Consider the following 11192-nt stretch of genomic DNA (forward strand, 5'->3'; position numbering starts at 1 on the left):
TGCTTCCCCGGGGCCAGTGATCTCCAGGCTGTTATTGCCCTTAGCGGGCGTCGGCCTGGTCGATGTCGTTGTCCTTGCTCTCCGGCACGAAGAAGAAGCCGATGACAGCGCAGACGACCGCGATCACGATCGGGTACCACAGCCCGTAATACACATCGCCCGTCTGCGCGATCATGGCGAAGGCCGTGGCCGGCATCAGCCCGCCGAACCAGCCATTGCCGATGTGATAGGGCAGCGACATCGAGGTGTAGCGGATGCGGGTGGGGAACATCTCCACCAGCGCCGCCGCGATCGGGCCATAGACCATGGTCACGTAGATCACGAGCACCGTCAGCAGCGCGATCAGGATCAGCACGTCGCGCCGGAAGATGTCGAAGGCGCCGTTCATGCGCACCACCGACGGGTTGCTGGCCGCCGGGTAGCCGGCCGCCGTCACCGCCGTGCCCAGCTGGGCCGCGAATTGCGGGTTGCCCACCACGCTGATGGGCTGCTGGCCCGCGATGTTGACCACCACGGCCGAACCCGGCGTGTTCACCACCGAGTAGTTCACCGAAAGCCGCGCCAGCGCCGCCTTGGCGATGTCGCAGGGGTCGGTGAAGCGCGCCGTGCCCGTCGGGTTGAACTGGAAGGAGCAGCGCGCGGTATCGGCCGCGACCGTCACCGCGATCTCGGAATGCGCGCGGTGCAGGGCGGGGTTCGCCTCCTGGCTCAGCAGCTTGAAGATCGGGAAGTAGGTGACCGCGGCCAGCAGCATGCCGCCCAGGATGATCGGCTTGCGGCCGATCTTGTCGGACAGCCAGCCGAACAGCACGAACCCGCCCGAGCCCAGCAGCAACGACCAGGCGATGAGCATGTTGGTGGTGAAGCCATCCACCTTCAGCACGCTGCCCAGGAAGAACAGCGCGTAGAACTGGCCCGTGTACCACACCACCGCCTGGCCCATGACGAGGCCCAGCAGCGCCAGCAGCGCGATCTTGGCGTTCTTCCACTGGCCGAAGGCCTCGCCGATCGGCGCCTTGGAGTGGGTGCCCTCCTCCTTCATCTTCTGGAAGGCCGGGCTTTCCTGCATCTGCATGCGGATCCAGACCGAGATGGCCAGCAGCAGCACCGAGACCAGGAAGGGAATGCGCCAGCCCCAATCGGCGAAGGCGGCCTCACCCAAGGCGGCGCGCACGCCCAGGATCACGATCAGCGACAGGAACAGCCCCGCGGTGGCCGTGATCTGGATGAAGCTGGTGTAGAAGCCGCGCCGACCATGGGGCGCGTGCTCGGCCACATAGGTGGCCGCACCGCCATACTCGCCGCCGAGCGCCAGCCCCTGCAGGCAGCGCAGCACGATCAGCAGGATGGCCGCCGTGATGCCGATGCTCTCGGACCCCGGCAGCACGCCCACCAGGAAGGTGGAGGCACCCATGATCAGGATGGTGACGAGGAAGGTGTATTTGCGCCCGACGAGATCACCGAGCCGGCCGAACACCAGCGCGCCGAAGGGCCGCACCAGGAAGCCGGCGGCGAAGGCGAGCAGCGCGAAGATGTTGCGCGTCGTCTCGTCGAACATGGAGAAGAACTTGGCGCCGATGACGACCGCCAGCGACCCGTACAGGTAGAAATCATACCATTCGAAAACGGTGCCGAGGGAGGAGGCCAGAATGACCTTCTTCTCCTCCTTGCTCATCGGGCGCGGCCCCGCATTGGCCGCCCCGGAATAGGACGTCGCAGACATGATTCCCCCTGGATCGCCGTGTGGTCACGGTGTTTTTTTGGACGCGGGGCTGATGCCCCTGAGCATTCACACTGCGGATTGCGGCGTTGCGGCGCAAGTCAAATGTTGATGTAAAACCTGTCATTCATTTCCTGTGCGTCATCAATCTTCACAGGCGCCGGGGATGGCTTTGTCAAAAGCTGCACAGCACCATCCCGCCATCGACGGAATATTGCATTGCAGCACGACAGTTAAAACGGTTGCACGACTTCAGCGGTCAATGGCTGTGGGCCTCCGCCTCCCGCACCAGCAGCCGGGCGGCGCAGTCGCGCAGGGCATCGATATCCAGCAGCCGCACCTCATCGCGGTGGCGGCGGGCCACTTCGCGCAGCTGGGCCAGGCGTTCGGGGGCCTCCGCCCGGCGGCGCCAGGCGGGCGGCAGGCGCTGCTCGGCCAGGATGCGCGGCACGCAGCCCACCGGCGCCAGCGCCGCCAGCCGCAGCCACAAATCCCACGGCGCGGCCGCCCCCACCCCGGGGTCGAAGCCGCCCACCGCCCGCAGCAGGTCCGTGCGCGCCATGACGGTGGAGGTGCCGACGATCTCCTCGGAGAAGATGCGCGCCATCGCGTCATCCCCCAGCGTGAAGGCCAGGGTGCGGAAGCCGTGGCGCTGCGCGAAGCCACTGGCCAGGCTCAGCATGCCCAGCCGCTCCCGCCCGCCGCTGCCGATCATGCGGTAGTCGGTGAAGGAGAAGCCGAGTTCTGTCCGCGCCTGATGCAGCGCCAACTGCGCGGCCAGCTTGCCCGGCAGCCAGCGGTCGGCGGGGTTGAGGAAGGCCACCAGCGGCGCGCGCGCCACCTGCAGCGCCAGGTTGCGGGCGGCGTTCGGCCCCTGGTGATGGGCCTTCAGCACGACGATGCGCGGGTCATCGGGCACCTGCGCCGGCTCGCGCTCCGTCACCAGCAGGATCTCGGCCGCCGCGTAGGGGCCGATGCTCTGGATGGCCTGGCGCAACGCGACGGCGGTGCCGCTGGCCGGGACGATCACACTCACATCGGGGGAAGGGTGCAGCATGGGCTTACTCCTGAACTCCCGATGGGCATGGCAAGACGCGGGCCAGCCCGATTCGCAAATTGCAATGCGTTTTAAGCTCGCAATTTGCGAGAACTGGGTGCCTCCCTTCTGGCACCCAATCCTGAACGTCCGGTTTCCCTTGGTTCGGGCCGAAACTCAGGCCGCGTTCTTCGCCCGCTCGGCCTCCAGCCACTGGATCAGCCGCGTCAGCCCCTCGCGCATGCCCACCTTGGGCTCCCAGCCGATCGCGCGCCCGGCTTCCTTATGCACGATCTCGAAAGCCCCGCCCGAGGTCAGCCGCACCTTGCCCGGCGTCTCACCCTCGAATTCCGGCTCCGGCCCGCCGCCGGCGATGTCGGTCACCAGCCGCACCAGCTCCAGCGTCGAGATCGGCTCGGGCCCGGAGGTGTTCACCGCCACATCCGTCGCCCCGCTGCTGAAGGCCGCCGCATTGGCCCGCGCCAGGTCGCCGACATAGACGAAATGCTTGGTCTCGCTGCCGTCGCCGAACACCTTGGGCGGCCGGCCGGCGCGCACGGCGTCATAGGTCTCGATGATATAGAGCGCGTTGGCGGCGCGGTAATGCTGGCGCTCGCCATAGACGGTGGAATAGCGCAGCACGACGTAGTCCAGCCCGTGCTTGCGGTAGTAGTCGCGGCACAGCTGCTCCCCGATGATCTTGGTCGCGCCATACAGGATGGCCGCCGGCGGGGCACCGGCGCTGTGGAAGGGCGTGCCCTCCACCAGCTCGCCCTTGATGCCCGGGCCATAGCCGTACACGGCGTTGGAGGAGGCGAAGACGAACTTCTTCACCCCGTTCACCCGCGCGGCCTCCAGCCCGTTCTGCACGCCGCGGATGTTCACATCCAGCCCCGTCCAGGCGTCGCGGTCCATGTTCAGCGTCATCAGGGCGGCCAGGTGCAGCACGCCGTCGCTGCCCTTGGTGGCCGCCAGCAGCTCCGGCAGGCGCATCACATCGGCGCGCACCACCTTCAGCCGGGGGTTGCCCAGCAGATGGGCGATCGCGCCCTCTCCGGCGAAGGCGAAATTGTCCACCACGCGCACCTCGGCCGCGCCCTCGGCCAGCAGGTGCTCGGCGGTGGCCGAGCCCACCAGCGACGCGCCGCCGACAATGGTGAAGACATGCCCCTTGATGGGCAGTGATGCTGACATTGTTGATGTTCCTGGACGTTTCGGCCATCGGACCGCGCCCGCAACCCAGCGTCAAGCCAGGCGCGGGTATTGTGCTCTTGCACAAGACCGTCACGGGCCTAAAGAAATACTCCCGCTGCATTGCGAAAAGGGGCCCCGCATGCCGCTCAATGCGCCTGTCGAGCGTGAACTTCTGCATCTGCGCGACATCGCGCTGCGCGGCTATCAGCGCGCCGATGGCCTGGTGGATATCGAAGCGCATCTGGTCGACACCAAGACCTACACCTTTCCCAACGTGGACCGGGGCGAGGTGAAGCCGGGCGAGCCGCTGCACGGCATGTGGCTGCGCCTGACCATCAACCTGGACCTGGAAATCGTCGCCTGCGAGGCATCGAGCGATTTCACCCCCTATGCGGTCTGCCCGCAAGCGGCGCCGAATTTCGCGCGGCTCGCCGGCCTCAAGATCGGCGCCGGCTTCAACAAGGCGGTGAATGAGCGCGTGGGCGGCATCGTCGGCTGCACCCATCTGCGCGAGGTGCTGGCCCAGATGGCCACGGTCGCGTTCCAGACCACCTATTCCCTGCGCGACAAGCGCGCCCGCGCCCTGCGCGCCGCGGCCATCGAGGCCAATGGCGGCGTGGAGCCCCCGCGCGACACCGCGCGCAAGCCGGGGCTGATCGGCACCTGCCTGGCCTATTCGCCCACCAGCCCCGTGGTGCGCGGCCGCTGGCCGGAATGGGCCGAGGAAGAAGCCGAAGCCGAGGGCTGAGCCTCGCTCAGCAGCCAGTCGCGGAAGGCCAGGAAGCCGGGTTCGGCCAGCCGCGCGGGGCGATAGACCAGATACCAGCCCTTGCCCTTCGGCACCGCCTGGTCGAACGGCGCCGCCAGCCGCCCCGCCGCCAGATCATCATCGACATAGGGGCGGATGCCCATGGCCACGCCCAGCCCGTCCATCGCCGCCTGCAAGGCCTGACCGTAATACTCGAAGACCGGGCCCTGGGCGCGCAGTGCCGGCAGCCCGGCGGCGCGGGACCACAGCCCCCAATCCTCCGGCGCATGGGCCACGCGCAGCAGGGTCTGCCGCGCCAGATCGGCGGGGGCGCTCAGCCGCCCGGCCAGGGCGGGCGCCATCACCGGCAGCAGGTCGGCGGGGAACAGGGGCGTCGCCTCCAGCCCCGGCCACTCGCCCTCACCCAGCCGCACCCCGGCGCTCCAGTTCTCGGAGAACGGCACCGTCTCCCCGCCCGTGGTGATGCGCAGCTCGATGCCCGGCAGGGCGCGTTGCAGCCCGCCCAGGCGCGGGATCAGCCAGCGGATGGCGAAGGTCGGCCCCACCCCCAGCGTGACCACCTGCGCGCCGCCCATCTCGCGCACTTCCTCCGTCATCGCGGCCAGGCGGTCCAGCAGCTGCGTCAGCCCGGGGTGGTAGCGGGCGCCGGCGGGGGTCAGCGCCAGGCGGTTCGGCCCGCGCTCGAACAAGGGCAGGCCCAGGCGTTCCTCCAGCAGGCGCACCAGCCGGCTGATGGCGGCGGGCGAGACGTTCAGCTCAGCCGCCGCCGCCGCGAAGCCGCCGAGCCGCGCCGCGGCCTCGAAAGCGCGGATGCCGTTCAGGGAGGGGAGTTTGCGTGCCATCAGGAAAGCTGAGCCTAGCATGAGATAATGCGTTTTGCCCGCGCTTTCCGATCAGGGCATTGGGCGGGAAAAGGAGTGCCCGATGCCGCTTGCCACCGCCGTTCTGCTGATCCTGGCCATGGTCGGAACCTCCTTCCTGTCGGGCATTTTCGGCATGGCGGGCGGGCTGGTGCTGGTGGGCATCTTGCTGGCGCTGCTGCCGCTGCCGGATGCGATGGCGCTGCACGCGGTCACGCAGCTGTCCTCCAACGGGTGGCGGGCGGCGGCCTGGATCCAATACGTGCGCTGGCGCGCCCTGGGCGGCTATGCGCTGGGCTGCGGCGTGGCCCTGCTGGGCTGGGCCATGTTCCGCTACGTGCCGGAAAAGCCGGTGGCGCTGCTGCTGCTGGGCGTCAGCCCCTTTGTGGTGAAGCTGCTGCCCCGCCAGTTCCAGCCCGACGCCGAACGCCCCCTGCACGGCCTGCTCTACGGCGCCGCCTGCATGACGCTGATGCTGCTGACCGGCGTGGCCGGCCCGTTGCTGGACCGCTTCTTCCTGGGCGGCACGCTGGAGCGGCGGCAGATCGTCGCCACCAAATCCGTCTGCCAGGTGTTCGGGCACGCGGCGAAACTGCTGTATTTCGGCGGGCTGATCGACCAGGCTGGGGCACTGGACCCGGTGCTGGCGGTGGCCGCCATCCTGGCCTCCATGGCCGGCACCTTCCTGGCCCGCCCGGTGCTGGAGGCGATGAGCGACACCACCTATCGCCGCTGGGCCGGGCGCATTGTCGTGACCATCAGCCTGGCCTTCATCGCGCAAGGCTGCTGGCTGCTGCTGCAGGAGAAACTGGCATGACACCGCTCGCCCCCGAACCACCGCTCGCCCCCGAACCGCTGATGCTGGACCTGGTGGCCTTCGTGGCCATCACCCCCCGCCCCTACGCCGAGGTGCTGGACGCCTGGCGCACCAGCTGCCCCCGCCTGACCGTGTGGGAAGACACGGTGGACGCCGGCATGGTCGCCTGCGAGGCCGATGGCCAGGGCGGCCTGCGCGTGGTGGCGACGGAGAAAGGCCGGCTCGCGCTGGAACGGAGGCAAGGGCGGGCGGGGAAGTAGCCCCAGGGGACGGAGCCCCTGACGGCTCCTCCCGTGCGTGCAAGCCCCATTCCCGTACCTCTACCATCTCGCATCCGCGAAGCCAGATCCGGCCGCGTGCTTTCGCCCATGCCCTGTGCCGTGCAACAAATGCAATGAACCTCGCGCCCGCGGCGCAACTTGCATGCAAGAGATCCCGATCATCATGGACGACACCCGCAATACCCCTGTGCCCGATACGCGCACGGCCCGTGTGACCGCCGAGGAAGCGCTGGCCATGCATGCGGAGGGCCGGCCGGGAAAGCTGGAAATCCGCCTGACCAAGCCGCTCATCACGGCGCGCGACCTCTCGCTGGCTTATTCGCCCGGCGTGGCCGAGCCCTGCCTGCGCATCGCGGAAAACCCGTCGCTGGCCTATGACTACACGTCCAAGGGCAATTTCGTCGCCGTGATTTCCAACGGCACGGCGGTGCTGGGCCTGGGCAATCTGGGCGCGCTGGCCTCCAAGCCGGTGATGGAGGGCAAGGTCGCCCTGTTCAAGCGCTTCGCCGATGTGGACGGCATCGACCTGTGCGTGGACACCGAGGACGCGGGCGAGTTCATCAACGCGGTGAAGTACCTCGCCCCCAGCTTCGGCGGCATCAACCTTGAGGACATCAAGGCCCCCGAGTGCTTCGAGATCGAGCAGCGCCTGCGGGAGATCATGGACATCCCGGTGTTCCATGACGACCAGCACGGCACCGCCATCGTCGCCGCCGCCGGCCTGATCAACGCCTGCCACCTGACCGGCCGTGTGCTGGCCGACACGCGCCTGGTCATCAACGGCGCCGGTGCCGCCGCCATCGCCTGCGCCGAGCTGGTGAAGGCGCTGGGCATCCGCCCCGAAAACCTGATCATGTGCGACACCAAGGGCGTCATCTATCGTGGCCGCACCGAGGGCATGAACCAGTGGAAGTCCGGCCACGCCGTGGCCACCACCGCCCGCAGCCTGACCGACGCGCTGGACGGCGCCGACGTGTTCCTGGGCCTGTCGGTGAAGGGGTCCCTGACGCCCGAGATGATGCGCCGCATGGCGCCCAACCCCATCATCTTCGCGATGGCCAACCCGGACCCGGAGATCACGCCCGAGGAAGCCCGCGCCGTGCGCCCGGACGCCATCGTGGCCACCGGCCGCAGCGACTATCCGAACCAGGTCAACAATGTCCTGTGCTTCCCGTTCATGTTCCGCGGCGCGCTGGACGTGCGCGCGCGCACCATCAATGAAGCGATGAAGGTCGCCGCCGCCCACGCCCTGGCGCAGCTGGCGCGGGAGGAAGTGCCGGAGGAAGTGGCGCGCTCCGGCACCGGCCGGCGCCTGGCCTTCGGCCCGGAATACATCATCCCCAACGCCTTCGACCCGCGCCTGATCAGCCGCGTGCCGGTGGCCGTCGCCAAGGCCGCGATGGAAAGCGGCGTGGCCCAGCGCCCGATCGCGGACCTCGCGCGCTATGCCCGTGAGCTGAACCTGCGGCTGGACGCCGCGGCCAACGCGCTGGAGACCATCCATGAGGCGGTGCGCGAAAACCCCCGCCGCGTCGTCTTCGCCGAGGGCGAGGAGGAGCGCATCATCCGCGCCGCCATCGGCTTCGCCAATGCGGGGCTGGGCACCGCCGTGCTGGTGGGGCGCGAGGAGCGGATCGGCGCCGTGGTGGCCGCCCTCGGCATCGGCCTGCCGCCGGGGGTGGAGGTGATCAACGCCCGCCTGTCCGGCCACACCACGCGCTATGCCGAATGGCTGTACGCCAAGCGCCAGCGCGAGGGCTTCCTGTTCCGCGACTGCCAGCGGCTGGTGAACCAGGACCGCAACGTCTTCGCCGCCTGCATGGTGGCGATGGGCGACGCGGACGCGCTGGTGACGGGTGAGACGCGCAGCTTCTCCGTGGCGCTCGAAGGCGTGCGCATGGCCATCGACCCCACCCCGGGCAAGGTGCTGTTCGGCCTGACCATGATGGTCGCCCGCCGCTCCGGCACCGTGCTGGTGGCGGACACCGCCATCCATGAACGCCCGGACGCCGCCACCCTGGCCCAGATCGCGCGCGACGCGGCCGCCGCCGCCCGGCGCTTCGGTCTGGTGCCGCGCGTGGCGTTCCTGTCCTTCTCCACCTTCGGGGACCCGAAGGGCAGCATCCCCGGCAGCGTGCGCGACGCCGTGAAACTGCTGGACGCGGAAAAGCCCGACTTCGAATACGACGGCGAAATGGCGGCCGACGTGGCCCTGAACCCGAAGCTGCGCGGCGCACTGTACCCGTTCTGCCGGCTGACCGGGCCCGCCAACGTGCTGGTCATGCCCGGCCTGCACGCGGCCCATATCCTGACCAAGGCCGTGCCGCACCTGACCAGTGCCACCACCATCGGCCCCGTGCTGGTGGGGCTGGAAAAGCCGGTGCAGATCGTGCCGATGCAACTGGGCGTGAGCCAGCTGCTGGATATGGCGAGCGTGGCGGCTTACCAGTCGCTCTGAAGCGCGAGAGGGGCTTCGCCCCCCTCGACCCCCCCACCAAGGGCTCTGCCCTTGGAACCCGCCAGGAGCCGAAAGGCCCCTGGACCCCAGGAGTTTGGCGCTGATCCTGGGCAGGTATTTCTTATTGATTTTAATAATGAAAATGGCGCCCCACCTGCCAAGGTAAGGCGCCAATTCATGGGTTCAAAGGGTTGCTACAACCCTTTGCGGGGGTCCAGGGGGCGGAGCCCCTTGGCCTTTTCCCCCTGGGCCTTCAATCCAGCCGCACATTCGCCGCCCTGACCACGGGCGTCCACCGCTCATATTCCTGCCGCACGAAGTCGTCTGTTCCGGCGGGTCCGGTCCAGATGGCTTCGCTGGCGATGTCGATCAGGCGTTGTTTCACGTTGGTTGAGTCCAGCGCTTCCTTGATGCCTTCCGCCAGGGCTTCCAGCACTGGGGCGGGTGTGCCGCGCGGCATGAAGGCGCCGGTCCAGCTGCGCACCGCGTAGTTCTCGATGCCTTGTTCGGTCACGGTCGGCAGGTCTGGCCGCAGGGCCACGCGGGCCGCGGTGCACACGGCCAGGATGCGTGCGCGCCCTGCCGCGGCTGGCGGTGCCACGGTGGGCAGGTTCATGAAGCACAGCTTCACGTTGCCCGCGATCAGGTCCGTGATGGCCTGCCCGCCGCCGCGATAGGGCACATGGGTCATATCCAGCCCCGTGCGCAGGCGGAACAGTTCGCCCGCCAGGTGGTTGGAGGTACCGACACCCGAGGAGCCATAGGACACCCCGGTCGGCTGCGCGCGGATCCAGGCGATCAGTTCCTGGATATTGGTGACGGGGACGGAGGGGTGGACGGCGACCACATTGGGCACGTCCGTCAGCATGGAGACGCCGCTGAACGCCTCCCGCGCGTCATAGCCGAGCTCGGCCGAGGCCAGCGGGTGGAACAGGTGGTTGGAGGCGGAGGAGATCAGCACCGTCTGCCCATCCGGCCGGGCGCGGGCCACCAGCGTCATGCCGACGGAGCCGCCGCCGCCCGCGCGGTTTTCCACCACGAAGGGTTGGCGGAACTTCGCCTCCAGCGTCGGCGTCAGCAGGCGGGCGACCACGTCGTTCGAGCCGCCGGCGGCATAGGGTACGATCATGGTGACGGGGCGGCTGGGCCAGCCTTGCGCGAAAGCGGGGGCAGCCAGCGCCGCCACCGGCGCGGCCAAAAGGGCGCGACGGGTGCTCATCGGATGTTTCCTCGATATGATTCTGCACCGATCTATGCCTGGGATCACGCTTTCTTGCCAGCGGCGTTTGGCATGTTGCGCGTGCGAGGCTAATAGAACTTCTGCGGGTAGCTGGAGGCTTTGTGATGCGCGGACGTGCGAGCGCTGTTCTGATGAATGCCGGCCTGCTGGCTGGCGTGGCGCTGTTGACGGCCTGCGGCACCCCGCAGACTTCCGGCATCGTGGCGATCGGGCCGGACACCTTCGCGGTGGAGACCCGGGGCCGGGACCTGTCCACCGCCGTGGAGCGCGGCCTGACGGAGGCGACGAGCTTCTGCGCCGCGCAGAGCAAGCAGACCGAATTGCTGGGCACCCGCATCAACCCGGCCAATTACCAGGTGGCCTTCCGCTGCACGGGCGCCGGCTTCGCCAACAACCCTTCGGGCGGGGTGCTGGGGCGGGTGCCGGCGGGGTATGGCTCGCGCCAGTCCGCGCTGGGCACGGTGCCGGTCAGCAACCCGCTGCCGGGCGGCTTCGGCACGGCGCCGGTGCTGTCGGGCCAGGCCTTCCGCCAGGCGCCGCCCGCGCCGGGCCCGCTGGACCTGGGCACTGTCAGCAGCGTGCCGGCGCGCACGGCCAATGTGCCGGGCAACCCCTTCGCCAGCGCGGCGCCCCAGGCGGCCGCACCGATCGGCGGCGTGAATTTGCCGCCGGCTTCCTCGATCCTGGGCGGGTCGCCCGTGGCCAGCGCGCCGTCGGTGCCGGCTGGCTTCCAGCCCCTGCAAAGCCCGCTGGCCAGCGCCCCCGCCGCGCCCGCGCCCAGCTACGCGCCGCCGCGCTTCGCGGAGCCTCCGCGTGC

The 11192-nt window shown here is 69.1% G+C and carries 9 protein-coding genes and 1 pseudogene; 5 read left to right on the top strand and 5 right to left on the bottom strand.

Annotated elements, in window-relative coordinates:
* Positions 1-40: 40 nt before the first annotated feature.
* From GT007_RS11520 to GT007_RS11530, 3 genes are all read right to left on the bottom strand, one after another.
* Positions 41-1723, bottom strand: coding sequence for an MFS transporter (locus tag GT007_RS11520; protein WP_236571617.1), 1683 nt, complete (start codon positions 1721-1723; stop codon positions 41-43).
* 256 nt (positions 1724-1979) lie between these two features.
* Complete coding sequence (locus GT007_RS11525; RefSeq protein ID WP_160121761.1) at positions 1980-2777, bottom strand: glycosyltransferase family protein; 798 nt, start codon at positions 2775-2777, stop codon at positions 1980-1982.
* Between the two features lie 156 nt (positions 2778-2933).
* The gene (locus tag GT007_RS11530) at positions 2934-3950 is read right to left on the bottom strand and encodes an NAD-dependent epimerase/dehydratase family protein (protein WP_160121762.1); all 1017 of its coding nucleotides are present in this window, start codon (positions 3948-3950) and stop codon (positions 2934-2936) included.
* Between the two features lie 139 nt (positions 3951-4089).
* Between GT007_RS11530 and GT007_RS11535 the strand changes: the two genes are divergently transcribed.
* On the top strand, positions 4090-4698 hold the full coding sequence (locus GT007_RS11535; protein ID WP_160121763.1) for a DUF2889 domain-containing protein: 609 nt from the start codon (positions 4090-4092) through the stop codon (positions 4696-4698).
* On the opposite strand, the gene GT007_RS11540 is transcribed toward GT007_RS11535, so the two are convergent.
* Positions 4623-5561: a LysR substrate-binding domain-containing protein gene (locus GT007_RS11540; protein ID WP_160121764.1), complete on the bottom strand. Its 939-nt coding sequence runs from the start codon at positions 5559-5561 to the stop codon at positions 4623-4625. The genes GT007_RS11535 and GT007_RS11540 overlap by 76 nt on opposite strands.
* A gap of 82 nt (positions 5562-5643) precedes the next feature.
* On the opposite strand from GT007_RS11540, the gene GT007_RS11545 reads away from it, so the two are divergent.
* The 3 genes from GT007_RS11545 (at position 5644) to GT007_RS11555 (ending at position 9135) form a co-directional block, all read left to right on the top strand.
* Positions 5644-6396 (top strand): sulfite exporter TauE/SafE family protein, encoded by a 753-nt coding sequence (locus GT007_RS11545; RefSeq protein ID WP_160121765.1) that lies wholly within the window; start codon positions 5644-5646, stop codon positions 6394-6396.
* On the top strand, positions 6393-6656 hold the full coding sequence (locus GT007_RS11550) for a hypothetical protein (RefSeq protein WP_160121766.1): 264 nt from the start codon (positions 6393-6395) through the stop codon (positions 6654-6656). Before GT007_RS11545 ends, GT007_RS11550 begins: the two co-directional genes overlap by 4 nt.
* Before the next feature lie 163 nt (positions 6657-6819).
* Entirely contained in the window at positions 6820-9135 is a 2316-nt protein-coding gene (locus tag GT007_RS11555) for an NADP-dependent malic enzyme (protein ID WP_409348919.1), read from the top strand.
* Positions 9136-9388: 253 nt separating this feature from the next.
* Here the strand turns inward: GT007_RS11555 and GT007_RS11560 are convergent, their stop codons facing one another.
* Positions 9389-10354 (bottom strand): Bug family tripartite tricarboxylate transporter substrate binding protein, encoded by a 966-nt coding sequence (locus GT007_RS11560; protein WP_160121767.1) that lies wholly within the window; start codon positions 10352-10354, stop codon positions 9389-9391.
* Between the two features lie 125 nt (positions 10355-10479).
* Between GT007_RS11560 and GT007_RS11565 the strand changes: the two are divergent.
* Positions 10480-11192: pseudogene (locus GT007_RS11565) on the top strand (hypothetical protein); the annotation flags it as partial.

The organism is Rhodovarius lipocyclicus (genome assembly GCF_009900765.1).
Lineage (GTDB): Bacteria > Pseudomonadota > Alphaproteobacteria > Acetobacterales > Acetobacteraceae > Rhodovarius > Rhodovarius lipocyclicus.

Bases quoted from the DNA above. Each gene is read 5' to 3' on its own strand.
- GT007_RS11520 (WP_236571617.1), bottom strand. From the start codon at position 1,723: ATGTCTGCGACGTCCTATTCCGGGGCGGCCAATGCGGGGCCGCGCCCG.
- GT007_RS11525 (WP_160121761.1), bottom strand. From the start codon at position 2,777: ATGCTGCACCCTTCCCCCGATGTGAGTGTGATCGTCCCGGCCAGCGGC.
- GT007_RS11530 (WP_160121762.1), bottom strand. From the start codon at position 3,950: ATGTCAGCATCACTGCCCATCAAGGGGCATGTCTTCACCATTGTCGGC.
- GT007_RS11535 (WP_160121763.1), top strand. From the start codon at position 4,090: ATGCCGCTCAATGCGCCTGTCGAGCGTGAACTTCTGCATCTGCGCGAC.
- GT007_RS11540 (WP_160121764.1), bottom strand. From the start codon at position 5,561: ATGGCACGCAAACTCCCCTCCCTGAACGGCATCCGCGCTTTCGAGGCC.
- GT007_RS11545 (WP_160121765.1), top strand. From the start codon at position 5,644: ATGCCGCTTGCCACCGCCGTTCTGCTGATCCTGGCCATGGTCGGAACC.
- GT007_RS11550 (WP_160121766.1), top strand. From the start codon at position 6,393: ATGACACCGCTCGCCCCCGAACCACCGCTCGCCCCCGAACCGCTGATG.
- GT007_RS11555 (WP_409348919.1), top strand. From the start codon at position 6,820: ATGCAAGAGATCCCGATCATCATGGACGACACCCGCAATACCCCTGTG.
- GT007_RS11560 (WP_160121767.1), bottom strand. From the start codon at position 10,354: ATGAGCACCCGTCGCGCCCTTTTGGCCGCGCCGGTGGCGGCGCTGGCT.